The sequence below is a fragment of the Enterobacter cloacae complex sp. 372C4 genome (genome assembly GCF_050030615.1).
Lineage (GTDB): Bacteria > Pseudomonadota > Gammaproteobacteria > Enterobacterales > Enterobacteriaceae > Enterobacter > Enterobacter intestinihominis.
On the sequence record NZ_JBLGUQ010000004.1, the window covers coordinates 21068 to 46161 of the forward strand.

The window sequence follows — 25094 nt, forward strand, 5'->3', positions numbered from 1 at the left end:
ATGAAAATGAATAAAGGAGCGCTAATTGTGGCGCTTCTGTTGGTGTCGCACGTCTGCCATGCAGCCGTTACGCCAGCAGCCAGCCGTTTTGATCCCCGTAATCAGATTGTCAGTTATAACCCGCAAAACACGACAGTCATAAACAGTGCGGTTGGCTATACAACCACACTGGTATTTGACGAGGATGAAACGGTCATCAGTGCCAGAACCGGCTTTCCCCAGGGCTGGGAAGTGAACAAAGAAGATAACCTGGTGTATCTCGAAGTGAAGCCCGTCAAACAGACCGTACAGAAGAACAGTACCGATGACAATGGCAACCAGTCTTCAGAGGTGGTCAGTGTAGCCCTTGATCCTGAAAACGACCTGGAACGCTGGCGAACAAACCTGTTTGTTCGCACAACAAAACGTAATTACAGCATGGAGCTGAACGCCCGAACGTTCCGGCAGCCGGATAAGATCGCGTTTGTTGTTAATTACCAGTACCCGCAGGAACGCCGGAAGGAGCAAGCCGAAATCGAGAAGAAACGGATTGAGGCTCTTAACAAGCGGCAGGAGGAGCAGGCAATCAACCGTTCTCTTGAAAATGCGAAGTCGCCCAAGAACTGGGATTACTGGAAGCGGGTAGCTGACGGCAGCCAGTCAATCAGCCCGGATTATGCGTATGACGATGGCCGCTATACCTGGTTTGGCTTCAGCCCCCTGAAGAAAATCCCCAGCGTCTTTGTTATGAGCGGCGAACAGGAAACGCTGACTAACCCGGTAGTCAAAAACAGCGGTAGTTTCACCGTTGTTGGTGTTCCTGTAGACCAGCGCTTTGTTTTGCGTATGGGAAATCAGGTTGTTGGGGTTGAAAACCGGGGCTTTGGCAAAGTCCGTCTTCCGGCAGGAGATACCGTTTCCCCGAACGTTGAGAAAGAGGTGATCCAGTGAGCGAACAGGAAAATAAAATCCCGACCGCTGTAGAAATTGAACAGGCACTACGGGAACGGCATCAGAAAGAAATTGAGCAAAACGATAAAACGGATAAGGGAGATGAAGATGACGGTAAATCAGTAAAACGCCTGGGTATCGAGAAGCTTAAAAAATCGCGTAAGGGGCTGGTGATTATTGTGGCCGCTTTCCTTCTGCTGGCCGCCGGGGTGTCTGTCTACTATATCCCGTCGATTATTCGTGCAATGTCCAGCGGTGATGATAAGCCTGCCAGTAATGCGGTATCTACTGGTTCAGTAAAACGCGCGACAGGACTCAGCGATGATGTTGATCCATTCAACACCAGGGAAGAACCGGCTAAGACGGAAGAACGGAAGGAAAGCAGCGGCAAAGCGGAAACGCCACCGGAAAAAGTACAACAAAACTTCAGTCGTGCGCTGGATGTGGCCTATGGGGGGAGCAGCTCTGCTTCCTCAAATTCCGGTGGTAGCTCATCAACGGCCAGCAATACCAGGAACGAGGGGGACGGCAGTGACAAACAGGCAGAGGTTCAGCCTGTTAATGCAGGGCAACCCGCGCAGCTTTCTAAAATTACGCGCGTTCCTTATGACCCTAACCTTTTCATTCCTGAAAATACCGCGATTAAGTGCTCGCTGGACAGACGATTTATTTCTGATCTGGCTGGCAAGCTGGTCTGTACGATTAATGAGGACGTATACAGTGCAAACAGGAATGTAAAGCTAATTGAAAAGGGAACAGCCGCATATCTGATGTATAAAACGGGCACGTTCAATCATGGTCAGGGAGCCGTGTTTATCGCTGCTACGAAGCTTAGAACACGTAAGGAACCTTTCATTGATATTCCGCTGATTGATACACAGGCGGCGGGAGCGCTGGGTGAGGCCGGGGCTTCAGGCTGGATTGACACACATTTTGCAGATCGCTTTATGGGCGCGATGATGGTTGGCATGATCCCCGATGTGGCACAGGCCGCAAGTGGAGCGGCTAAAAGTAATAAAGACAATCAGACCGACTATACAGCTAACAGTCGCCAGGCTTTTGCTGATATAGCACGCGAAGCGTTTGCAAACAGCGTAAATATCCCTCCAACGCTTTATAAAAACCAGGGGGAAATCATTACTCTGATCGTTGGTCAGGATTTGGATTTCTCCAGCATCTACAAATTAAAAATGGTGGGTACCCGGAGGTAATTTGATAACGCTGGATATCAAAGAGTTTTCAATGCTGTTAGGAATAAGGGAAAGCGAAATATACCATCATATTCGTAAGGGCATACCAATAAATGGCGTTCCTTTCCCCAAACCACTGAAACAAATCAAAACGCATCGATTTAATTACGAAGAAGTCATGCGTTTTATTGAAGATCTTAAAGGAAAAGGTGAATTATGAAGGATGCAGAGAACAGACATATTGTTTATGAAATAATAGATGAATACTTCCACCACTGGCTTAATGAAGTCGATGGTTTAACTGAAATCGCGGTAAATCGGCCTGATGAACTGTTTGTTAAAGTGAGTGGGAAATGGCAGCAGCATGAATTAAAAATGGATTTTAAAGATTGTATGTCATTTGCAGGGGCAATTTCTGATTATCATGATGGTGGGTCGGTTACGCCAGAATATCCCTTACGTTCTGTTACGCTCCCCGGAGGGGAGCGTGTACAAATAGTTATTCCCCCGGCAACGGAACGGGAAACGGTGTCTATTACAATCCGTAAGCCGTCCAGTGTGTTTATCGACCATGATACCTTTGTTAAACAAGGGTTTTACTCAAGGCTAAATCAAGGGGGGAAATTCAGGGATAAAGAAGATGAATTATCTTCAATGTTTAAAGATAATTGTTTTGAACAATTTGTCCCTGAATGCCTGGTTAAGGGTAAAACGATGGTATTTTGTGCCGGAACGGGGGCGGGTAAAACCACCTTTGCAAATGCCTGTCTTCAGTACATACCCCATCATTTACGATGTATTTCAATTGAAGATACAGATGAAGCAAAGTTCAGGTTCCACAAAAATCATGTGAAATTGTATTACCCGTCAGAAGGGGAAAGTAGCACTGTCAGTTCCGCTTCTCTTTTACGTTCTGGTTTTCGTATGAACCCGGACAGAATCCTCATGACTGAGGTTCGCGGCGCGGAAGCCTGGGATTTTCTCAAAGGCTCAAGTTCCGGCCATGCAGGGAACCTTACAACCGTCCATGAGAGCACCCCTGAAGATGCTGTGCTTGGACTGGTTCAACGGTGCTATATGAACCCTGAATGTCAGAATTTGCCTTATAACATTATATTGCGGAGGGTGTTAAGCAACGTCGATGTGATTATGAGTATTAAGTACATCGATGAGGAAGATAACCGATTTGCATCGGGTATTTACTATCGTGATATTCATTTTCAGGAATACTTTGAAAAGCTGAAGGAGTGATTATGTCTCTGAAACTACCCGATAAAGGCCAGTGGGCTTTTATCGGTCTGGTTATGTGTCTTGTGACGTATTATACTGGCTCAGTTGCTGTTTACTTCCTGAACGGAAAAACGCCGCTTTATATATGGAAGAATTTTGATTCCATGCTGCTGTGGCGGATAATAACAGAGAGTAATATACGGACAGATATCAGGTTAACCGCAATCCCCTCTCTTTTATCAGGTATGGTTTCGTCTCTCATTGTGCCTGTTTTTATTATCTGGCAACTGAATAAAACGGATGTTGCTCTTTATGGTGACGCGAAGTTTGCCAGTGATAATGATTTAAGAAAATCGAAACTTCTGAAATGGGAGAAAGAAAACGATACTGATATTCTTGTAGGTGCATATAAAGGTAAATACCTGTGGTATACCGCACCAGATTTTGTATCACTTGGCGCAGGAACCCGCGCAGGTAAAGGGGCTGCAATAGGTATTCCAAACCTGCTGGTCAGGAAACATTCCCTGATTGCATTAGATCCAAAACAGGAACTGTGGAAAATCACCAGTAAGGTACGTGAAAAACTGCTGGGTAATAAGGTCTATCTTCTTGACCCTTTCAACAGTAAAACGCATCAGTTTAACCCGCTTTTCTATATTGATTTAAAAGAAGAGAGCGGGGCTAAAGACCTGCTGAAGCTGATTGAGATCCTGTTCCCGTCTTACGGTCTGACCGGAGCGGAAGCACACTTTAATAACCTCGCGGGGCAGTACTGGACGGGGCTGGCAAAATTGCTTCATTTCTTTATTAACTACGACCCCTCCTGGCTTGGTGAGTTCGGGCTTAAACCTGTTTTCTCAATTGGTTCTGTAGTCGATTTGTACAGCAACATCGACCGGGAGCTGATACTCAGTAAGCGAGAAGACCTGGAGGGAACAAAAGGACTTGATGAAAACGCGCTGTATCATCTGCGCGATGCCCTGACCAAAATCAGGGAGTATCACGAAACCGAAGACGAACAACGTTCGAGTATTGATGGTTCGTTTCGTAAGAAAATGAGTCTGTTTTATCTTCCGACTGTTCGCAAATGTACAGACGGCAATGATTTCGACCTTCGCCAGTTGCGCCGGGAAGATATCACTGTTTATGTTGGCGTTAATGCTGAAGATATGTCCCTGGCCTATGACTTCCTCAACCTGTTCTTTAACTTCGTTGTGGAAGTCACGTTACGAGAAAACCCTGACTTTGACCCGACACTGAAACATGACTGTCTGATGTTCCTGGATGAGTTTCCGTCTATTGGTTACATGCCAATCATTAAAAAAGGTTCGGGTTATATTGCCGGGTTTAAACTCAAACTTCTGACGATTTACCAGAATATCAGTCAGCTTAATGAAATCTATGGTGTTGAAGGTGCCAAAACGCTGATGAGTGCGCATCCCTGCCGGATTATCTACGCTGTCAGTGAAGAAGATGACGCTAAAAAGATTTCGGAAAAGCTGGGCTATATCACCACCAAATCGACAGGTTCAAGCAAGACAAGCGGACGCTCAACGTCGAAAAGCAGTTCAGAAAGTGAGGCGCAGCGCGCCCTTGTGCTCCCGCAGGAGCTGGGAACGCTGGATTTTAAAGAAGAATTTATCATTCTTAAAGGTGAAAACCCGGTTAAAGCTGAGAAAGCCCTCTACTTCCTCGACCCGTATTTTATGGACAGGCTGATGATGGTAAGCCCCAAACTTACCGAGTTAACCGCCTCTCTGAATAAGACTAAAAAAGTATTGGGTGTTAAAGGGCTTAAATATCCTTCTAAAGAAAAAATGCTCTCCGTCGGTGAGCTGGAGTCAGAGGTTTTACTATGAAAAAAATGTTAATGGTCAGTGTCCTTTTTCTCTCTGCCTGTTCCTCTCCGCCTGAACCACCACAGGTTGACTGGGAACAGAATCCTGAAACGGTGAATACACAATTAATGGACTGGCAACCGACATACTCAGTTATTAAATCAGACAAGGTTAATTCATCGTGGGTTAAGGTTATCCATAATTTCAGGCCTGAAAACCGCCTTTACGATGATGCTGTTTTTTATTCTGTTGCACATTCTGATTCAGTGATTGTTGAAACCAGTAACGGAACAGACTTTTTCACAGCTAAAAACTGGTTGAGGGCGAACGGTGCAAACGGTGTCATACAGTATCGTTATAAAATGAACTGTTTTTCTTGCCGGACTACCAGTGTTTATTTATCACGATAACGCCGGATTAATAAAATTCTTGTAATTTTATTGAGCCGGGGTTGAACAACCGCAGGGCGTTAGTTGCCCGTTATCCATGAGGTGTATATGAAAAAGACCGTAACCACGGCAGTGCTGCTTTGTGCGTTCGCTGCCGGAACTGCTCATGCTGAGGAAAAGGCCGACCCGAACGATCCATGTGCAATGGTGTTATGCCTTGCCGGAAAACTTGACGGAAGTAGTCCGGCAGAATGTGACCCGATGTATAAAAGTTTTATGTCAATCAGGAAAAAGAATAAACATGGTTTTTTACCCGATCACACGGCAGATGCCAGAAAGAAAAAACTAAATGAATGTCCTGCGGCTGATGCAGGTACAGTAAGTAAAATTATTTCAAGCTTTGGCCGATTGAAAAACTTTTAATTCTGTTTGATTTAATTCTGATGTGAATACGCAAGTTTCAGGTTTGAGACTGGAACTTGCGAACATTTTTTACAGGGGTGGGAGGATGAAAATTATTAACGTACCTGATGCAAGAAGTGTGAGAATTGCCGGAATTGAAATTATCGATAGTGTCAAATCGGTCGCTTCTGTTTTTACTGAAATTTTGTTGTTTATGGTCTGGTTTCCGGCAATTGTCTATGGGCTTTATCGTTTTGTTATCGTTTTGTGGGATGCTTCCTTAAAGCCGCAATCGCTCATTGAGTTTATTAATTTCATGGTTGAGTTATACAGCTATGTACTTCCTTCGTTGGCTGTTATCGCAGTGGCTTTAGTCGTCGTTTTATCCATTTTTAAAAGACTCTCAGCAATATGGGAGGGAAGAAAGCAATGAGACATTTTTTTAATGTTCTTTCCTTTGCTGTTGCCCTGTTGCCAGCTACATTGTGTGCTGCTCAGATTCAGGGGAAAGTTATTCGCGTTCTCGATGGAGATACCATCGAAGTTAAAACACTACCCGCGAAAATTGTTGTGTATGAAGTTCCGATTCGAGTCCGATTGATAAATATCGATGCACCGGAAAAAAAACAACCCTTTGGTCGCTGGTCAACCAATCAACTTAAAGCCCTGCTGGCAGGGCAATCAGTTACCGTCTCTTATACGCAAACAGATCGCTACGGGCGAGTCCTGGGACGAGTGGTGACAGCGAACGGCACTGAGGCTAACCGCCAGCAAGTGCTAAAAGGGGCTGCATGGGTTTATGACAGGTACAACACCGATAACTCATTACCGGCTCTGCAACGGGAAGCTCAGACACAGAAGCGCGGCCTGTGGGCTGACAGTAATCCCGTTCCTCCGTGGGAGTGGCGTCATAAACAAAACTGACGCGCTTCGCTTGTCCAACCCCTCCTCTGCCTGAAGAAAATCTTCAGGCAACGTCACGGTTTTTAATATACATGGTGCGCATATGGGTAAATTAACTCTGGTAGAGCAGGCTTTACGGCTCCATAAAGAATATTACGGTGAAGATAATTTTGGTACTGTCGTAAAGGATTGTGATTACTATCCTAAAGTGGCAGAGATTTTTATAAACAGAAAGAATCGTAAAATTTATTCGAATCTTGATATCGAACCCGTTGCTTCAACCGTCGTTCATACGGGAAGTAGCCCTGTTATGGCTAAAGCCGGGAGGATTAAAAAGCTTATGTTTAAAGATGGTTCGGGAGCATACCGGATTCATCTTGGTCAAAATGAAGTGGTTCATATTATTCGCTTCATTCTTAACTCTAAAGTCAGAATGGAGTACGCAGTTGGCACAACCAAAAGTATGTCGATGCTTCATAATCTTTGCGAAGCTGGACGCGCTAAATTAAACCGCTCTTTACCCCGTAAAGGTATCTGGAAAATCGGGTGTTACGACGGCGTTTATTATCACGGTAAGGCAAGGAAGGAAGAAATAGAAAACGCTTTACGTTTTTCTGTTCATCCAAAGTTTAATGAGCTGGAGAATGACTTTAATCAGTTCTTTTCGGATATTGATTTCTACACCCGTTATGGTCAGTCAGGAATGCGAAAAGTGCTTTTTACTGGTCCTCCGGGCACAGGGAAAACGACTATCGCAAAAGCTTTGGGGGCAAAATATCAGGATAAATATGTATTTGTTTATGCTGATGATTACTTTAAAGATGTTTGCTATGCCGCAGCTCAAAAGAAAATACCCGTTATCATAATAGCTGAAGAGGTTGATGAACTTTATCGGGCTGATGCCGGAACGTTAAGTTTTCTTGATGGGGCTGATACACCGCGAAATCTTGCCGGGACATATGTTATTTTTTCAACGAACTATCCTAACCGGATTGATCCGCGCATCAGAAAACGCCCTGGCAGAATTGACAGAATCATATCTGTAGGTGCTTTTCGGACTAAAGCCGCTGCCGCTTGTGCCAAAATGTACTTACCAGACGATATAAATATTGACCTTAAAGAACTTGGCGCGGTGCTGGACAGAACGACTCCTGCTGAAATAAAGGAGATAATAAATATTGCTATTGGCATGATTCGCGGAACAAAAAACGAATTAACAGTAGATGTAATCAAGAATGCGCGTGCCTTTTTGAAAGGAACCCTTGACCTTAGTGTGCAGGAGGCAGAAGAAGACATAGAGGAAAGGGAAGAAATCTTTAAAAAGAATGGTGCGCAGCCTGACTATTCAAGTTACCTTGAGGATTGATTAATGAGACTTTTTATTGCAGAAAAACCGTCTTTAGCAAAGGCTATTTTTGAAGGACTGGGCGGAAATCCCAATACAGAAAAGAAAAACGGCTATTTTGAACACGGTTCTGATGTCGTTACCTGGTGTTATGGTCATATGCTGGAGCTTTACGACCCACAGGATTATGACGACAAATATTCCAACTGGCGTTATAGTGATTTACCCATTAAAGCGGTTTATCCGCCAAAATATAAAATCAAGCCTGAATCAGAAGCACAGACCCGCATTATTTTGTCTCTTATCGATAAAGCCGACAGCATCGTTCATTCAGGCGACCCCGATGATGAAGGATGTTTGCTGGTTGATGAGATTCTGGGTTATGCCGGAAACAAGAAACCCGTCCAGCGACTGCTTGTTGCCGACCTCAACCTTGCGCCAGTGCAAAAATCACTGTCGAATTTACAACCTAACGATAAATTTCGCGGTATGACGTTAAGCGCCCTGGCGCGTTCCCTGTGCGATCAGGGTTTTGGCTATAACATGACGCGGGGATGTACATTAAAAGGCCGTGAGAAGGGCTATGACGGCGTTCTGAACGTTGGCCGGGTACAAAGTGCCGTTCTTGGTCTGGTGAACATGCGCACGCTGGCGAACCAGAATCACACAGAAAGCTTTTATTACGATGTATTCGCCAGTCTGTCGATGAACGGGCATCAGATTAAGGCGAAATATCAGACAACAGACGACGATCAGATAGACGAGAAAAAACGCCTGATCTCCGAAGCTCAGGCCGCGCATATTGCCGGACGTGTTACGGGTAAGGATGCTATTGTTACTATCGCGACGACAAAGCCGGAAAATAGCAAGCCTCCGCTTCCGCTTAACCTTTCCACGCTTCAGCAGCTCTGCGCAAAGCGATTTGGTTATTCTGCAAAAGATACGCTCGATGTGATGCAGGGGCTGTATGAAACTCACAAGCTTCTGACCTATCCACGTTCTGACAATCGCTATCTTTCAGATGAGCATTATTACCAGGCCGGAGATATTGCCACTGCTATAGCGGCCACCGTACCCGAACTGGCGTCTGCGATCGTAGATATGGATAAAGGCCAGAAACACAAAGCCTTTAATGCCAGTAAGATTGAGGCGCACCACGCCATCATCCCGACGACAAAAAGCGGAGCCGGTATTCAGCTTAATGAAAAAGAGCGGAACGTTTATAACCTGGTGTCCGTCTACTTTATCGGGCTGTTCTACCCGGATGCGATCCGCAACAAGACGAAAATCCACTTTGATATTAAGGGGGATACCTTTACGGCCACACAGAGCGTTCTGGTACAAAAGGGCTGGGAAGCGCTGGGTAAGGATAGTGATGACGAGGACGAAACCGAAGATGCCGGAACGGACGGTTTTGACCTTTCATTGCTGAAATTTAATGACAGCGGCCTGTGTGAATCGGCAGACGTGGACAAGAAAAAGACTACACCACCTCGCTATTTCACAGAGTCAACGTTACTGGCCGCCATGACGAGTGCGGCAAAATTCATTGATGATCCGGCTCTCAGAAAGGCGCTGGAAGCGAAAGACGAGGGCAGCAGTGATCGTGGCAGTATCGGAACGGAAGCCACCCGCGCGGGTATTCTTGAGAAACTGGCGGCAAATACCGGGCTTATCTCCATCGAAAAAGAAAAGGGGTATTCGGAGCTGGTATGGAAAACCACAAAACAAGGCCAGGAGTTTTGCGCTGCACTGCCTCCTGAAATCACTAAACCGGATATCTCCGCTCTGTGGGCTGAAAAGCAGTCTCAGATCAAAGCCGGAGAGCTGACAGTTGAGGAGTTTATTAAGGAAAATGATGAGTACGTCCAGGGGTTAATCGACGAGCTGGACAGGAACGGAATTTCGATTTCTTCAAATGCCACGCCCTGCCCGGTTTGTAACAACGGTTTCCTGCGTAAGCGTAAGGGGCAAAATGGCTTTTTCTGGGGATGCTCCTGCTACCCTGAATGCAAGACAACATTCCCGGACAAAGACGGCAAACCGGATATGGAAGCAAAATCCAGATCAGAAGGTTCCATGTCCCGGCTCGAAGCCCCCTGCCCTTCATGCAGTAAAGAAATTATTATCCGGCCTAAAGGCTTTTTCTGTTCCGGGTGCGAGTTTAAAATCTGGTCTGAAGTGTCAGGAAAAAAACTGACACAAAATCAGGTTGAGACATTAATCAAAAAAGGTAAAACCGGAGAGATTAAAGGCTTTACCAGTAATAAAACCGGGAAAAAGTTTGACGCTGCAATTGTTTTGCAGGATAAAACTACGGGTAAACTTGGGTTTCAGTTCAGTAAAAAATAAGGATTAACTCGATGAGTGAAAATGAAACGTTTGACGCAACAAAAAAGCTACTCCTGAATATTCGCTCTGTTCGTGTTTTTGCGCGAGAAACCAGCTTTGAACAACTGCTGGAAATGCAGGAAAAGCTTAACGCCGTGATCGAAGAACGTCGTGAAGAAGCAGAGCGTGAGGCAGCAGAACGCGCAGAGCGCGAAAGAAAGCGCCAGGAACTGCTCCAGTTGATTGCCGGAGAAGGTTTTTCACCGGAAGAACTGCTTGGCCTGTCCGAAGATGCGCAAAAAACACGCAAAAAGACGTTGCCAAAAGCGCCGCCTAAATATCAGTTTGATGAAAACGGCGAAACGAAATACTGGTCTGGTCGTGGCCGGACACCAAAACCAATCGACGAAGCGTTAAAAGCTGGCCGTTCTCTTGATGAGTTTCTCATCAAAAAAGATGCTTCCAGCACTGCTGGTGACGAACAGTAATCTAACAAGCCTCTGACACTGCGTCAGAGGCTTTTTTTTAGCAAAAAGGGCGCGGGGGGTTATGGTGAAGAAATCTTTGGATATCTTCGCGGGGATAAGGGAAGTAGTCTCTGATATCTTTGGTTTCTAACTTACCAGTGCAGTGATACGTCTGAAAATAGATCCACTCTGCTATTGTTTTGTAGATGTGATTTCCCATGTTCGCGCTTTGAGAACCATACTGCATGACTTGTGCATCCAGGTCATTACACATCTCCGGCGGAGTGAGTACATGATATGTCCTGCATAACAGCGGGCGGTAATTGTAGATTGAGCATGTTCCCTTCTCAGACAAAAACGGACATTTTGACTCATGCCCGGTCGTAAGCGGGTTGTCTCTGGCAGTAAGTTTACTTGCTTGTGCAATATGTGTTGCCTCAAGCGCGGTTAAATGAACATCCATTTTACAGCACGAAGAGCACCCCTTTTGACAGGAGGTAAACGTGCTCACAAATTCTTTGTTAAAACGATCCAAAAAGGCGTACATCTGTTTTAACTTGAGGTAAATATTACCGGATTGAGTATTGAGTTTATTTATGAGTGCCTTTAACTCATCGAAATACTTATCAGGTACGGGTTTCAGATTGGTATAGCCGGGTAATGTTTCGCCTGGCTCCAGGTGGATCACTGAGTTAGGTTTGATATCCATTGCTTTTGCTTCCTATATTCTTCTCGCGCTGGTTGTTCATTTGACACTAAAACAAGCGTCATACAATGGCAAGGTGTCAAGCCCAGCAGTAAATCACGCTTGCCAGCAAACCAGTTTCCTGCAGCCGGTTTGGCCGTTGATTTTTGCCAGCAATATTACCCGCTCGATGCCCGCCCTGGGCGTGAAATTGCCAGCAAAAAAGATTGCCGCTATCAAAGGTGTGGTTTATATTATCTGTATCGTACGATACAGATAATGGAGAAGCTTAATAGATGACTGAAAAAATCACTGACGAGGAACTGGTAGATTTGTTGGAGGCGCTCAAAAGAGCACATGGTATGGGCGTTTGTTCAAAGGCGGTTAAGCTGGCACAGCGTTGCGCTGATGTGTTCCCTGCTATTGTTGCAGAGTTACAGGAATATCGGAACGCCGCTAAGCGAACTTCAGCATGACAAGAGCCACGGAACGCGCTTACAGCGAGCTACAACAGGCGTTTGATTTCTATAACCAGCGCCTTTTTGACGGCGAACTCCCTGACTGTCTGATTACGTTCCAGCGCGGCAAGAACACAATGGGCTATTTCAGTTACAGGCGCTTTGTTGCTGCTGACGGCAGCGGCAGGATGATTGATGAAATCGCCCTCAATCCTGAATACTTCCCGGTGTACCCGCTTATTGAAGTCATGCAAACGCTGGTTCATGAGCAGTGCCATATGTGGCAGTACCACTACGGCAACCCGTCGCGTAAGACGTACCACAATGCGCAGTGGGCGGCAAAAATGGAAAGTATCGGACTTATGCCCTCCTCCACCGGGAGACCTGGTGGTGCGAAAGTCGGCCAGAAGATTAATGACTATCCGATCCCTGGTGGCCGCTTCCAGCGCGTCACACTGGAACTGTTCCAGGGGCAATTTGCTTTGAGCTGGTTTGATCGCTTCCCTGTCCAGGTCGAACAACAAAAAGATATGACCGCCGTAATAGAGCAATGGCGCGAAACGCTTGCTCTGGCGCATCAAAATGCTGAGGCCGGGATTGATATAGAAGCGGTGCTTTCTATGGCTCTGCTGCCGTCAGTGTCACCGCAGAACGGGAGCCATTCAGATGATATGGCCGGGAGCAATGACAATGATTTGTCAGTTGCAGCATTTGAGGACAAGCCAAAACGAAATAAAGTTAAATATCAGTGTCGCGGGTGTGGCGCTGCCGTGTGGGGCAAAGCCGGACTGAATATTGAATGCGGCGATTGCGAGCTGGCTTTCATCGAAAATTAATTGCCAGCAAATTTTCCCGGTCACATCTGTTGGCCAGTGTTTTTTGCCAGCAAAGTTTCTTCCCGGGTTCGCGCCGGCAGCGCAAAAATGACAGCAAAAGAGGGGTATCATGGGGCATTACACAATCAGAACGAATGACGACGAAGATCAGGCCATTAAAAAGGCGCAGGAAGCGACCGGACAGGCATCAGCCAGCAAAACCTTTATGACGGCTATCCTTGAGCTTCAGCGTAACAGAGACGAGATGGCGCAGCTACGGCGTGAACTGGCGCAGGAAAAAGCGCGGAGTCAGGAGCTGGTATCATCGGTAAAACAATTCCGTTCCAGCCTGAACAATCTGTTTGATCTGGCTGACAACCCTTAAATAACAAGGAGCGAAACGTGCATACCACAAATGCGATTATCCTGTGCCTGGTGTCATATCCCTGCATCGTTGCATGGGTTATCTATAAAAACAGATTTGTCGATTACTTGTTTTTAACTCTGCTTGCTTGTTTGGGGAGCATTTTTTCAGTCGTATTGTATAAACAGCCCGACTACTCATTGACCATATATCAGGCCGTTGCTGTCGGCTATGCTGCCGTGATCATGCCAACGGTGTTAGTTTTGAGTGTCGTTAATATCTTCATGGGAAAAGCAGAGAGAACGTGCAAATGAATACACTGGCTGCACTGGAAAATACGTTTCGTGATATGAGAAAGCATGGCTGCCAAACAGTCATGGTCACGCAGTCTTTAGCTGATTTTGGCCGCTACAGCTATAAACCGCGCCCTGCATTTCAGGACTGGATCGAACGGCTGAAGACTGGCGAACGTCTGCCGCGAGGCCGTTACTTTGTTGGCAAGAAGCCTGGTGGCCGCCTGGTGCTCATTGATGAATTGGGGGGAACATGGACAGAAAAAGTAACAGTGATTCATACCAACGCTGGATGATAGAGAAGGCTGACAAAAGGGAAAGGACGCAAATCAGTATGTCGTTCGTAAAGATGAAGGACGTACTTTTTAACGTGCTGGCTATCGGTACTGTTTTAGCAGCCCTGGTGGTGATCTTTTATGAAGTGCAAAGCAGCTTATAAATTGATGGCCGTTGACAATGAATGTCATACTACCTGACCGGGCAATGCCGGAAGATTTCTTTCACGGGTGATGGTTTGTGATCCCGGCATTGTTCCGGCGCTCTCTCGTAAATTCTCGCGCCCAATCCCCCTCGCAAAACCTCAGAATTCACGTAACGCACCGCGATTTCGGCAACCATCAACCCTAACGTCCTTATGTTGTTGGGTTTGCCGCAGAACAATTTATTCATTTAAAATAGATTTAAACGAAGCGGGAAACCGCAGACGTAAAAAAACCGACTGGTGAGGTCGGCTTTTTTACGGTTCCGGTGCGAGCTGGTAACTCAGCCCGGAAGGGAAACTCTCTACAACTGACAATAGTATGATAATCCGTGAAGCCTGATTATGCAATATGACGGGCAGTGACTGTGCGTTAACGGTTTGCCTGAACGTTAGATAAACGTATAATCAGAGGGTTAGCTCTGTGGTGAGTCTCTCCCTGCATTCCGCTAAATGCGGCATGAACAGGTTCAAAGTCCTGACAGGTAATACAGGTGGTGCTGGTTATCTGTGCTCTGGCAGGAGTGAGACTCTCTACAACTGACAAGACGAAGAGAAGCCGTGGTGACAGGCAGTGTAAGAGCAAGCCACGGTGTCTTTACTCCATTTATGGAGAAAACGGATGATTAACCTGTTAATCATCGTTCTGAGGGCGGTAGCGGCGCTTGCAAACGCGCTGATTGCCATTCTGGAACTGATCCGCCAGTTCATCGACTAATGAACACGGAAACGTAATTAAGGCCGGAGGAACACCACCTCCGGCCTTTAATAAAAATATAGTTTAGTTACAACATTCACTAGTCTGTACTAACCACCACACACCTGACCTTCTGCGCACAAGTTACCTTTAATCACTCCTAAACAGGCATTTCATGAAACTCCCCTGTTCTTGCATCGGTAACAGGGGTCTGACGCTCAGTGGAACGAAAACTCACGTTAAGCAACGTTTTCTGCCTCTGACGCCTCTTTTAATGGTCTCAGATGTCCTTTGGTCACCAGTTCTGCCAGCGTGAAGGAATAATGGCCGAGCATATTGATATGTCCGTGGCAAAGCGGGGAGAGGCGTGCGATATCTTCATCATTCAGTGTTTCACCCTGCGCCCGGAGATGATCCAGGGCTGCCTGCATATAAATAGTGTTCCATAACACGACGGCGTTAGTGACCAGCCCCAGTGTGCCCAGTTGATCTTCCTGACCGTCGGTATATCGTTTTCTTATCTCACCTTTTTGACCGTGACAGATGGCTCTGGCAACGGCATGGCGACTTTCTCCCCGATTAAGCTGGGTCAGAATGCGCCGGCGGTAATCTTCATCATCAATATAATTAAGCAGATACAGCGTTTTGTTGATGCGCCCCACTTCAATGATTGCCTGAGTCAGTCCGGAAGGACGTTCACTTTTCAGCAATGAACGGACCAGCACTGAAACCTGTACTTTGCCCAGCTTCAGGGAGCCAGCGGTCCGGATCATTTCGTCCCACTGAGGGGTTCTAGGGATTTTCCGTCCAAAAACGACAAAGTGCTCTGGAGGCCCCGCCGTCTGTGGCCTCCAGAGGGGTATTACTTTTTTCGAGATCCCTATTTGGGCTCTGTTTGAGTAAGATTTAGTCTTTTTGGGCTAAATCCATGGCATTCGAAGAACGTGTCCAAATCTTGTCCGAGGCAGAACAAGATGAGTTATATGGACCCCCCGCTTTCACCTCCGCCGACCAACGCTTCTTTTTCTCGCTGAACGATAAGGAACTGGCGATCGCTAAAAGCCTCCGTCATCGGGGCCAGCGTTACATGCTGGTGGTACTGCTGGGCTATTTCAAAGCCAAGCCGGTGGTGCTGAATCCCGGCTTTCATCAGATCAAGCAGGACCTCAAATACGTTTATCAAACCGTTCTACCAGGCCCAGGCTGTAGACCCTTTAATCTCACGCCAAAAGAGAACGAACGGATTTACCAACGTGTTTTCCAGCTCTGCAACTACCAGCGCTGGAATGTCAAAGACCATGGAGCGGCGTTGAGAGATTACTTATCCCAGCAAGCCAGAGCCTGGACAGCGCCTAGGCACCTCTTCGATGCGGCCAATGAATATTGTTCGGGGCAGAAGATCGCAATCCCTGCCTACAGCACGCTGCAAAAGATCATCAGTCAGGTGGTGGGAGACGAACAGGAACACATGGCCGCGCACCTTGAGCGTGCAATGTCACGCGGTCTTAAGCAAGCACTGGCGGAGCTCGTGAACGGCACAGGTCCACTGCCGTTCCGACAGTTGCGACAATCGGCTCGTAACTTCACCGGAACCGAGTTGGAGAAAGAACTGATTGTCTATCGCCATATCCAGCATTGGATGCCGGAAGTGGATCTGCTGTTGAGCACGCTATCACTGTCGCAGAAAAATCTGCAACACCTGGCAGAGAAAGTCGACTACTACGGTGCCAAACTGAAACGTCAAACCGTAGGCAGCCAATGGCTGTATTTATTGTGCTATCTTCAAACGCGATGGCAGCAAGCGCTGGAACGTATTGCCGATGGCTTTGTGCATCATGTCAGACAGACCAAACAGAAGGCAAAGGATTATGCGCAGGAAGCGGTGTTTAAGGATTGGCAAAAAGCAGCTAAAAATGTCAGCAAGGCAGCTGAAGTACTGCACCTGTTCATTGATGACAGCATTGATCTGCAACTACCGTTTGCAACAGTAAGACAGCAAGCACTGAGCCTGCTGACCAAAAGGGATCTGGAATCTGTATGTCTCTTCCTGAACGAGCAGCGACGATCGGTCGATGAAGCCATGTGGCAGTACTGCGACGAGAAAGAAAGTCTGCGGAAAGGTTTGCTGCGAGAGTTGTTCCTATGTCTGCGCTTCGAAGGCTGCGACGGCACCCAGCACTTAGCGGCCGCCTTGGCGAAAACACAAAACGAACTCAACGGCCAGGACGCTCAGTTGCAAACTGCCGACACCAGACTCCTTTCCAAAAAATCACGTGAATTCCTGCTGGATGGTGAAGGGAATATCCTGATCGATCGTTATGAGTGGTTCCTCTATCAACAGATTCCTGATCGCCTGAATGGCCAGCTGACGCTGCCTGATATCACTAAATACCGGGCACTCGACGCCGACCTGATCGACGGGGAACATTGGCGAAAAAACAAATATACGCTGCTTCAACAGAGCCATTTTACAAAATTAGCGGAGGAGCCTGAAAAGCTGATCAAACAGATGGCCATGGAATTGGATACCCGTTTGTACGAAGTCGGCGAATATCTTGAACAGGAAGACAACCGGAATATCATCTTGCGTAATCCGCAGGGTAAACGCTTCTGGCGCCTGCCTTCGGCCAGCAAACATCATCTGGTCAACAATCCCTTCTTCCAGCAAATTCCCACAACGGGGATTGCGGATGTACTGCGCATGGTTGATCGTGACACCGGTTTCATTGACTGCTTCGCTCATGTGCTGGGTTCCCAATCCAGAAGCCGTTCCCATGAATATGACCTGTTGGCAATTCTGGTCGGCAATGCAACCAATCAAGGCATTTACGGCATGGCACAGATCTCTGATCGTACCTATGATCAGCTCAGCACTATCCAGGCGAACTATCTTCGCCTGGAAACATTGAATGCTGCTAACGACAACATCAATAACGCGACAGCCAAGCTACCCATCTTCCGGTACTACAACATCCAGGAAGATGTGATCCACGCCAGTGCCGATGGTCAAAAGTTCGAAGCCCGGCGCGAGACCTTCAAAACCCGTTATTCGTCGAAGTACTTTGGCACTCAAAAAGGTGTTTCTGCCATGACCTTGATCGCCAATCACGCTGCGATCAACGCCAGAGTGATCGGCGCCAACGAACATGAATCGCACTACATCTTTGATTTGTTGATGAGCAATACGTCAGACATCATTCCGGATGTGCTCTCAACCGATACCCATGGGGTGAACCATGTGAACTTCGCGTTACTGGATCTGTTCGGATACCAGTTTGCCCCACGCTATGCCCAGGTTGGCAAAGTGATCAATGACATGTTTGATGTCAAGGAAGACAAAGAACACCGAATTCAGCTGTGCTTAAAAAAGCCAATCAATACCCATCGTATTGCGCAGCACTGGGATACCATCCAACGGATTGCAGTATCACTTAAGCAGCGGAAAACAACGCAAGCCACCTTGGTGAGAAAGCTCTCGGAGTACAAGCGCAATCACCCGCTGCTGGAAGCCCTGACGGAATACAATCGCCTGGTGAAAGCGAATTATCTACTGTGCTACATCGATGATGCCAGTTTAAGAAACTATGTTCAGCGCGCGCTGAACCGGGGAGAGGCCTATCACCAACTGCGTCGGGCCGTGAGCAGCGTCAATGGGGATCAGTTCCGGGGCAGTTCAGACGAAGAAATCCAGCTATGGAATGAGTGCGCTCGCCTGGTCACCAATGCCATCGTTTACTTCAACTCCAGGATACTCAGCCAGCTGTTGACCAGCTTCGAATACCAAGGAGATACCAAGAGAATAGATATCGTCAAACAGGCATCCCCTGTGGCCTGGCACAACATTAACCTCAAGGGGACTTACCACTTCGAATTGAGCGAAAAATTGCCAGATCTGGAGGAGCTTATGCGCTCAATCGAGGGATATTTACCCGTCAGCGAAAAGTAATACCCCTCTGGAGGCCACGGACGGCGCGGCCTCCAGAGCACTTTGTCGTTTTTGGACGGAAAATCCCTAGAACCCCATTATCTAAAAATACTTAATTGTCTTTTAACGTCGCTAAATTTTAAATAAATAAGTGAAGAGTGTTAGTGGAGCCACTGATTTAAAGTTGGCAGAGTAAAACTTGAAGTGCGACATAAACCACCTAATTAATTTAAAGGGTTTATGGAGTATATAAAATTGTCATACCATCATCTTAACTTTGAAGATCGTACTGCATTAATGCTTGAGTCAAGAAAAGAAGGCTTTTCAGCCAGAAAATTTGCTGAACTCATTAAAAGACATCCTAGTACGATCTATCGTGAGCTTAAAAGAAATAGCATCAATGACGTTTATCAAGCTCGATATGCTTCTGATAACACCTTCGCTAGACGTAGACGTGGTCACAGAAAACTCAAAATCGATTCAATCCTCTGGAAATTTATTGTTGAAGCGATCCGTTGTTTATGGTCTCCTCAGCAAATAGCAAAGCGTTTAAAGACATTTCCTGATTTGGATCAAACAATGAATGTAAGCCATACAACGATTTATTCAACGATACGAGCATTACCAAAGGGTGAGTTGAAAAAAGACTTATTATCCTGTCTACGTCATGAAAATAAAAAGCGAAAAGCTAACGGTGAACCTAAAAAAGATTCTATATTACAGGATATTAAAACTATTCATGAGCGCCCAGCCGAAGTTCAAGAAAGAAAAATACCGGGTCATTGGGAAGCTGATTTAATTAAAGGTAAAGACAATAAAAGTTCGATAGCAACACTTATTGAACGAAATACACGGCTCTGTATCTTGGCAACATTACCTGATGCAAAGGCAGAATCAGTGCGCAAGGCTTTAACTGAAGCTCTGAAATATTTACCTGCAGAACTGCGTAAAACGTTGACCTATGACCGTGGACGTGAGATGTCAGAACATAAAATACTCGAAGAAGATTTAGGCATAGATGTATATTTCTGTGACCCACATTCACCCTGGCAAAAAGGCACATGCGAAAATATGAATGGTTTAATTAGGCAATATTTACCTAAAGGGATTGATTTAAATCAGGCAGATCAGCATTATTTAAATCAAGTTGCCATGTCACTGAATACTCGTCCTAGAAAGGCGTTAGATTGGCTTACACCATTAGGGAAGGTGCGAATAAGCGGGGAAATTCTTCTCGGCTGACTCAGTCATTTCATTTCTTCATGTTTGAGCCGATTTTTTCTCCCGTAAATGCCTTGAATCAGCCTATTTAGACCGTTTCTTCGCCATTTAAGGCGTTATCCCCAGTTTTTAGTGAGATCTCTCCCACTGACGTATCATTTGGTCCGCCCGAAACAGGTTGGCCAGCGTGAATAACATCGCCAGTTGGTTATCGTTTTTCAGCAACCCCTTGTATCTGGCTTTCACGAAGCCGAACTGTCGCTTGATGATGCGAAATGGGTGCTCCACCTTGGCCCGGATGCTGGCTTTCATGTATTCGATGTTGATGGCCGTTTTGTTCTTGCGTGGATGCTGTTTCAAGGTTCTTACCTTGCCGGGGCGCTCGGCGATCAGCCAGTCCACATCCACCTCGGCCAGCTCCTCGCGCTGTGGCGCCCCTTGGTAGCCGGCATCGGCTGAGACAAATTGCTCCTCTCCATGCAGCAGATTACCCAGCTGATTGAGGTCATGCTCGTTGGCCGCGGTGGTGACTAGGCTGTGGGTCAGGCCACTCTTGGCATCGACACCAATGTGGGCCTTCATGCCAAAGTGCCATTGATTGCCTTTCTTGGTCTGATGCATCTCCGGATCGCGTTGCTGCTCTTTGTTCTTGGTCGAGCTGGGTGCCTCAATGATGGTGGCATCGACCAAGGTGCCTTGAGTCATCATGACGCCTGCTTCGGCCAGCCAGCGATTGATGGTCTTGAACAATTGGCGGGCCAGTTGATGCTGCTCCAGCAGGTGGCGGAAATTCATGATGGTGGTGCGGTCAGGCAAGGCGCTATCCAGGGATAACCGGGCAAACAGACGCATGGAGGCGATTTCGTACAGAGCATCTTCCATCGCGCCATCGCTCAGGTTGTACCAATGCTGCATGCAGTGAATGCGTAGCATGGTTTCCAGCGGATAAGGTCGCCGGCCATTACCAGCCTTGGGGTAAAACGGCTCGATGACTTCCACCATGTTTTGCCATGGCAGAATCTGCTCCATGCGGGACAAGAAAATCTCTTTTCTGGTCTGACGGCGCTTACTGCTGAATTCACTGTCGGCGAAGGTAAGTTGATGACTCATGATGAACCCTGTTCCATGGCTCCAGATGACAAACATGATCTCATATCAGGGACTTGTTCGCACCTTCCTTAGAGAAATTTGCTCAGCTTGTTGATTATCATATGGCTTTTGAAACTGTCGCACCTCATGTTTGAATTCGCCCCATATTTTTGCTACAGTGAACCAAATTAAGATCATCTATTTACTAGGCCTCGCATTTGCGGGGTTTTTAATGCTGAATAAAAGGAAAACTTGATGGAATTGCCCAATATTATGCACCCGGTCGCGAAGCTGAGCACCGCATTAGCCGCTGCATTGATGCTGAGCGGGTGCATGCCCGGTGAAATCCGCCCGACGATTGGCCAGCAAATGGAAACTGGCGACCAACGGTTTGGCGATCTGGTTTTCCGCCAGCTCGCACCGAATGTCTGGCAGCACACTTCCTATCTCGACATGCCGGGTTTCGGGGCAGTCGCTTCCAACGGTTTGATCGTCAGGGATGGCGGCCGCGTGCTGGTGGTCGATACCGCCTGGACCGATGACCAGACCGCCCAGATCCTCAACTGGATCAAGCAGGAGATCAACCTGCCGGTCGCGCTGGCGGTGGTGACTCACGCGCATCAGGACAAGATGGGCGGTATGAACGCGCTGCATGCGGCGGGGATTGCGACTTATGCCAATGCGTTGTCGAACCAGCTTGCCCCGCAAGAGGGGCTGGTTGCGGCGCAACACAGCCTGACTTTCGCCGCCAATGGCTGGGTCGAACCAGCAACCGCGCCCAACTTTGGCCCGCTCAAGGTATTTTACCCCGGCCCCGGCCACACCAGTGACAATATCACCGTTGGGATCGACGGCACCGACATCGCTTTTGGTGGCTGCCTGATCAAGGACAGCAAGGCCAAGTCGCTCGGCAATCTCGGTGATGCCGACACTGAGCACTACGCCGCGTCAGCGCGCGCGTTTGGTGCGGCGTTCCCCAAGGCCAGCATGATCGTGATGAGCCATTCCGCCCCCGATAGCCGCGCCGCAATCACTCATACGGCCCGCATGGCCGACAAGCTGCGCTGAGCCATGGCTGACCACGTCACCCCCAATCTGCCATCGCGCGATTTCGATGTGACAGAGGCGTTTTATGCGAAGCTGGGCTTTGCGACGAGTTGGAAGGATCGCGGCTGGATGATCCTGCAGCGCGGCGGTTTGCAGCTCGAATTCTTCCCCTATCCTGACCTCGACCCAGCTACGAGCTCGTTCGGCTGTTGCCTGCGGTTGGATGATCTCGATGCCATGGTGGCATTGGTGAACGCGGCGGGAGCCGAGGAAAAAAGCACCGGCTGGCCGCGCTTCAAAGCTCCGCAACTGGAGGCGAGCGGCCTGAGGATCGGCTACCTGATCGATCCCGACTGCACGCTGGTGCGGCTGATCCAGAACCCCGACTGACCGCATGCCCGCGAAAATCAAGATTTGCGGGATCAGCACACCCGAGGCGCTCGATGCGACCATCGCGGCGCGGGCGGACTATGCCGGGTTGGTGTTCTATCCAGCGTCGCCCCGTGCGGTTACGTCGAATGTCGCGGGCGCTTTGACATCGCGCGCAGCTGGCCAGATCGCCATGGTCGGTTTGTTCGTCGATGCGGATGATGCTGTCATCGCCGACGCACTGGTGGCAGCCAAGCTGAACGCGCTGCAGCTGCACGGTTCGGAATCGCCCGAACGCGTGGCCCAGTTGCGCGCGCGGTTTGGCAAGCCGGTGTGGAAGGCGCTGCCCGTCGCCAGCGCCAGCGATGTCGCACGCGCCGCAGCCTATGCCGGGGCGGCGGACTTGATCTTGTTCGACGCCAAGACCCCCAAAGGCGCGCTGCCCGGCGGCATGGGGTTGGCGTTCGACTGGTCGCTGCTGGCCGGATATCGCGGTGCCTTGCCGTGGGGGCTGGCAGGCGGGCTAAATCCGACGAATGTTGCCGAGGCGATTGCGCGCACCGGAGCGCCGCTGGTCGATACCTCCAGCGGCGTCGAAAGCGCGCCGGGCGTCAAGGATACCGACAAGATTACCAATTTCGCCTTTGCGGTGCGCTTGGCCTAAATCGCGTCGATCAATAGGCGTCGTTCAGCGCAAAGATCGGCTTGCGGGTGCGCCACTGCCCTCGGGTGAAGTCGGGAAAATCTAACGTGCGATTGCCCTCAGCAATCGATTGTTCCGACAGAGGCGTGATCGCGCTCCAGGCCAGCGCGTCGTAAATGTCGATTGGCATCGGGGCCTTGGCCTTCAGCGCCTCGACAAAAGCGTGGATCACGAACCAGTCCATCCCGCCATGCCCGGCCCCTGCCGCCAGATCGGCGTAGCGTTTCCATAGCGGGTGATCGTATTTCGCAAACCAGCCCTCGGCAGGCTCCCAGCGGTGCGGCTGTGGGCTCTTGCCCTCCAGATAGATCGACTTGTTGACGTCCATCCACAGCCCCTCGGTGCCTTGCACCCGAAAGCCGAGAGAATAGGGGCGCGGCAGCGAGGTGTCGTGGCACAGCATGATCGTTTCACCATTAGTGCAGCCGATCATGGTGTTGACCACATCACCCAGTGCGAATTTCACCTCGGCGTTGGGATGATCGGCAGAGCCGTTCTTGACGACATAATCATGCAGCCCGCGCGCCTTACAGCCGAAGCCGCCAGCGCCCGCTTCGCCCGGCAACGCGACCTTCAGGGTGCGGGTCTGCGGCGGGTAGCACACGCCGGCATCGGCGCAGCCCTGGTACTTCACGGTCAGGGTGGTCGCGCTCGCGCCGGCCGCGGGCGTGCCGGTGAGGGTGCCGAGCAATTCCTTGCGGTAGGTTTCGACGTCGCCGAAGAATTCGTCGCGGTAGGCCTTGCCCTTCGGCAGCGCCATGGTCGCGCCGGTGAAGGCGGCATCGGCCTTGACCGAGGTGCGGTGCCGGTACAGGTAATAGCCGTCGGCGATCCGCCAGCGCACCTCGATGCGGTCCGGCGCGGTGGCCTGCGCGGACAGGACGAAGACCTCGTCGACCGGCGGCAGTTCGAAGTCCTGGGCGACGGCCGAGGTCGCGGGCAGCGCAAGCAGCAGGGCGAGCCCGGCCAGCCAGCGGCGCAGGCGGATCGTGGATGCGGTCATTGGCTCAGTTTACCGGTCGGCTCTCGGCGGCCAGCCATTGCAGGTATTCGGGCAGGCCGGACGCGGCTTCGACCGCGAGCAGCTCCGGGAGTTCGTAGGGATGCAGTTGGCGCAGGCGTTCCTGCAGGGCGGGGGGCACTGTTGCAAATAGTCGGTGGTGATAAACTTATCATCCCCTTTTGCTGATGGAGCTGCACATGAACCCATTCAAAGGCCGGCATTTTCAGCGTGACATCATTCTGTGGGCCGTACGCTGGTACTGCAAATACGGCATCAGTTACCGTGAGCTGCAGGAGATGCTGGCTGAACGCGGAGTGAATGTCGATCACTCCACGATTTACCGCTGGGTTCAGCGTTATGCGCCTGAAATGGAAAAACGGCTGCGCTGGTACTGGCGTAACCCTTCCGATCTTTGCCCGTGGCACATGGATGAAACCTACGTGAAGGTCAATGGCCGCTGGGCGTATCTGTACCGGGCCGTCGACAGCCGGGGCCGCACTGTCGATTTTTATCTCTCCTCCCGTCGTAACAGCAAAGCTGCATACCGGTTTCTGGGTAAAATCCTCAACAACGTGAAGAAGTGGCAGATCCCGCGATTCATCAACACGGATAAAGCGCCCGCCTATGGTCGCGCGCTTGCTCTGCTCAAACGCGAAGGCCGGTGCCCGTCTGACGTTGAACACCGACAGATTAAGTACCGGAACAACGTGATTGAATGCGATCATGGCAAACTGAAACGGATAATCGGCGCCACGCTGGGATTTAAATCCATGAAGACGGCTTACGCCACCATCAAAGGTATTGAGGTGATGCGTGCACTACGCAAAGGCCAGGCCTCAGCATTTTATTATGGTGATCCCCTGGGCGAAATGCGCCTGGTAAGCAGAGTTTTTGAAATGTAAGGCCTTTGAATAAGACAAAA

Annotated in this window: 29 protein-coding genes and 1 pseudogene; 25 read left to right on the forward strand and 5 right to left on the reverse strand. The window is 48.9% G+C overall.

All coding sequences use genetic code 11. The annotated features are described in order from the left end of the window. The 12 genes from ACQG11_RS25745 to ACQG11_RS25800 all read left to right on the forward strand — a co-directional run bounded on the left by ACQG11_RS25745 (position 1) and on the right by ACQG11_RS25800 (position 11046). Entirely contained in the window at positions 1–930 is a 930-nt protein-coding gene (locus tag ACQG11_RS25745) for a TrbG/VirB9 family P-type conjugative transfer protein (RefSeq protein ID WP_000783386.1), read from the forward strand. Next, entirely contained in the window at positions 927–2141 is a 1215-nt protein-coding gene (virB10, locus tag ACQG11_RS25750; protein ID WP_001295060.1) for a VirB10/TraB/TrbI family type IV secretion system protein, read from the forward strand. The genes ACQG11_RS25745 and virB10 overlap by 4 nt, the downstream gene beginning before the upstream one ends. 1 nt (position 2142) lies before the next feature. After that, on the forward strand, positions 2143–2340 hold the full coding sequence (locus ACQG11_RS25755) for a DNA-binding protein (RefSeq protein ID WP_000629109.1): 198 nt from the start codon (positions 2143–2145) through the stop codon (positions 2338–2340). Further along, positions 2337–3371 (forward strand): P-type DNA transfer ATPase VirB11, encoded by a 1035-nt coding sequence (gene virB11 / locus ACQG11_RS25760; RefSeq protein ID WP_000650512.1) that lies wholly within the window; start codon positions 2337–2339, stop codon positions 3369–3371. Before ACQG11_RS25755 ends, virB11 begins: the two co-directional genes overlap by 4 nt. Before the next feature lie 2 nt (positions 3372–3373). Next, a complete protein-coding gene (locus ACQG11_RS25765; protein WP_000053822.1) occupies positions 3374–5209 on the forward strand; it encodes a type IV secretory system conjugative DNA transfer family protein in 1836 nt (611 codons plus the stop codon). Then, positions 5206–5598 carry a cag pathogenicity island Cag12 family protein gene (locus ACQG11_RS25770; RefSeq protein ID WP_000738524.1) on the forward strand — a complete coding sequence of 131 codons (393 nt, stop codon included), beginning with the start codon at positions 5206–5208 and terminating at the stop codon, positions 5596–5598. Before ACQG11_RS25765 ends, ACQG11_RS25770 begins: the two co-directional genes overlap by 4 nt. Positions 5599–5685: 87 nt before the next feature. Next, on the forward strand, positions 5686–6000 hold the full coding sequence (locus ACQG11_RS25775) for a TrbM/KikA/MpfK family conjugal transfer protein (RefSeq protein ID WP_000754496.1): 315 nt from the start codon (positions 5686–5688) through the stop codon (positions 5998–6000). Positions 6001–6085: 85 nt separating this feature from the next. Then, the gene (locus tag ACQG11_RS25780; protein ID WP_004208538.1) at positions 6086–6412 is read left to right on the forward strand and encodes a hypothetical protein; all 327 of its coding nucleotides are present in this window, start codon (positions 6086–6088) and stop codon (positions 6410–6412) included. Next, the gene (locus ACQG11_RS25785; RefSeq protein WP_001215543.1) at positions 6409–6903 is read left to right on the forward strand and encodes a thermonuclease family protein; all 495 of its coding nucleotides are present in this window, start codon (positions 6409–6411) and stop codon (positions 6901–6903) included. Before ACQG11_RS25780 ends, ACQG11_RS25785 begins: the two co-directional genes overlap by 4 nt. Positions 6904–6985: 82 nt before the next feature. Further along, on the forward strand, positions 6986–8248 hold the full coding sequence (locus ACQG11_RS25790) for an AAA family ATPase (RefSeq protein ID WP_000517490.1): 1263 nt from the start codon (positions 6986–6988) through the stop codon (positions 8246–8248). A 3-nt stretch (positions 8249–8251) separates the two neighbouring features. Continuing rightward, entirely contained in the window at positions 8252–10579 is a 2328-nt protein-coding gene (topB, locus tag ACQG11_RS25795) for a type IA DNA topoisomerase (protein WP_004199098.1), read from the forward strand. An 11-nt stretch (positions 10580–10590) separates the two neighbouring features. Further along, a complete protein-coding gene (locus tag ACQG11_RS25800) occupies positions 10591–11046 on the forward strand; it encodes an H-NS family nucleoid-associated regulatory protein (protein ID WP_001293458.1) in 456 nt (151 codons plus the stop codon). Between the two features lie 37 nt (positions 11047–11083). Here ACQG11_RS25800 and ACQG11_RS25805 read toward each other — a convergent pair whose 3' ends face one another. Beyond that, positions 11084–11734 carry a YkgJ family cysteine cluster protein gene (locus tag ACQG11_RS25805; protein ID WP_000351937.1) on the reverse strand — a complete coding sequence of 217 codons (651 nt, stop codon included), beginning with the start codon at positions 11732–11734 and terminating at the stop codon, positions 11084–11086. Between ACQG11_RS25805 and ACQG11_RS25810 the strand changes: the two genes are divergently transcribed. The 7 genes from ACQG11_RS25810 to dqlB all read left to right on the forward strand — a co-directional run bounded on the left by ACQG11_RS25810 (position 11724) and on the right by dqlB (position 14836). Next, positions 11724–11990, forward strand: coding sequence for a hypothetical protein (locus ACQG11_RS25810; protein ID WP_032072053.1), 267 nt, complete (start codon positions 11724–11726; stop codon positions 11988–11990). The genes ACQG11_RS25805 and ACQG11_RS25810 overlap by 11 nt on opposite strands. A 16-nt stretch (positions 11991–12006) precedes the next feature. After that, positions 12007–12186: a hypothetical protein gene (locus tag ACQG11_RS25815; RefSeq protein WP_023408316.1), complete on the forward strand. Its 180-nt coding sequence runs from the start codon at positions 12007–12009 to the stop codon at positions 12184–12186. Next, positions 12183–13004, forward strand: a complete 822-nt coding sequence (locus ACQG11_RS25820; RefSeq protein WP_000196235.1) for a SprT-like domain-containing protein — start codon at positions 12183–12185, stop codon at positions 13002–13004. Before ACQG11_RS25815 ends, ACQG11_RS25820 begins: the two co-directional genes overlap by 4 nt. A gap of 109 nt (positions 13005–13113) precedes the next feature. Further along, the gene (locus ACQG11_RS25825) at positions 13114–13368 is read left to right on the forward strand and encodes a hypothetical protein (protein ID WP_000510385.1); all 255 of its coding nucleotides are present in this window, start codon (positions 13114–13116) and stop codon (positions 13366–13368) included. A gap of 17 nt (positions 13369–13385) precedes the next feature. After that, the gene (locus ACQG11_RS25830; RefSeq protein ID WP_000557557.1) at positions 13386–13661 is read left to right on the forward strand and encodes a hypothetical protein; all 276 of its coding nucleotides are present in this window, start codon (positions 13386–13388) and stop codon (positions 13659–13661) included. Continuing rightward, on the forward strand, positions 13658–13936 hold the full coding sequence (locus ACQG11_RS25835) for a hypothetical protein (protein WP_001093608.1): 279 nt from the start codon (positions 13658–13660) through the stop codon (positions 13934–13936). Before ACQG11_RS25830 ends, ACQG11_RS25835 begins: the two co-directional genes overlap by 4 nt. Positions 13937–14740: 804 nt before the next feature. Continuing rightward, the gene (dqlB, locus tag ACQG11_RS25840) at positions 14741–14836 is read left to right on the forward strand and encodes a DinQ-like type I toxin DqlB (RefSeq protein WP_000609145.1); all 96 of its coding nucleotides are present in this window, start codon (positions 14741–14743) and stop codon (positions 14834–14836) included. Positions 14837–15087: 251 nt separating this feature from the next. Here the strand turns inward: dqlB and ACQG11_RS25845 are convergent. Beyond that, positions 15088–15600, reverse strand: a pseudogene (locus tag ACQG11_RS25845) (Tn3 family transposase); the annotation flags it as partial. Positions 15601–15743: 143 nt separating this feature from the next. On the opposite strand from ACQG11_RS25845, the gene ACQG11_RS25850 reads away from it, so the two are divergent. Continuing rightward, entirely contained in the window at positions 15744–18761 is a 3018-nt protein-coding gene (locus tag ACQG11_RS25850; RefSeq protein ID WP_004199413.1) for a Tn3-like element IS3000 family transposase, read from the forward strand. Positions 18762–18980: 219 nt separating this feature from the next. Further along, a complete protein-coding gene (locus ACQG11_RS25855) occupies positions 18981–19982 on the forward strand; it encodes an IS30 family transposase (RefSeq protein ID WP_023408311.1) in 1002 nt (333 codons plus the stop codon). A 108-nt stretch (positions 19983–20090) separates the two neighbouring features. Here ACQG11_RS25855 and ACQG11_RS25860 read toward each other — a convergent pair whose 3' ends face one another. After that, positions 20091–21071: an IS5-like element IS5 family transposase gene (locus ACQG11_RS25860; RefSeq protein ID WP_000019402.1), complete on the reverse strand. Its 981-nt coding sequence runs from the start codon at positions 21069–21071 to the stop codon at positions 20091–20093. A 234-nt stretch (positions 21072–21305) separates the two neighbouring features. On the opposite strand from ACQG11_RS25860, the gene ACQG11_RS25865 reads away from it, so the two are divergent. Genes ACQG11_RS25865 through ACQG11_RS25875 form a run of 3 tightly spaced genes read left to right on the forward strand, consistent with a single transcriptional unit; the run spans position 21306 to position 23130 of the window. After that, entirely contained in the window at positions 21306–22118 is an 813-nt protein-coding gene (locus tag ACQG11_RS25865; RefSeq protein WP_032495622.1) for a subclass B1 metallo-beta-lactamase NDM-7, read from the forward strand. Between the two features lie 3 nt (positions 22119–22121). Beyond that, a complete protein-coding gene (gene ble / locus ACQG11_RS25870; protein WP_004201167.1) occupies positions 22122–22487 on the forward strand; it encodes a bleomycin binding protein Ble-MBL in 366 nt (121 codons plus the stop codon). A gap of 4 nt (positions 22488–22491) precedes the next feature. Next, complete coding sequence (locus ACQG11_RS25875) at positions 22492–23130, forward strand: phosphoribosylanthranilate isomerase (RefSeq protein ID WP_004201168.1); 639 nt, start codon at positions 22492–22494, stop codon at positions 23128–23130. A gap of 10 nt (positions 23131–23140) precedes the next feature. Here the strand turns inward: ACQG11_RS25875 and ACQG11_RS25880 are convergent, their stop codons facing one another. Then, positions 23141–24172, reverse strand: a complete 1032-nt coding sequence (locus ACQG11_RS25880; RefSeq protein WP_004201169.1) for a protein-disulfide reductase DsbD domain-containing protein — start codon at positions 24170–24172, stop codon at positions 23141–23143. 4 nt (positions 24173–24176) lie between these two features. After that, positions 24177–24311, reverse strand: coding sequence for a divalent cation tolerance protein CutA (gene cutA, locus ACQG11_RS25885; protein ID WP_023408307.1), 135 nt, complete (start codon positions 24309–24311; stop codon positions 24177–24179). 58 nt (positions 24312–24369) lie between these two features. Between cutA and ACQG11_RS25890 the strand changes: the two genes are divergently transcribed. Next, positions 24370–25074 (forward strand): IS6-like element IS26 family transposase, encoded by a 705-nt coding sequence (locus ACQG11_RS25890; RefSeq protein ID WP_001067855.1) that lies wholly within the window; start codon positions 24370–24372, stop codon positions 25072–25074. Positions 25075–25094: the final 20 nt, after the last annotated feature.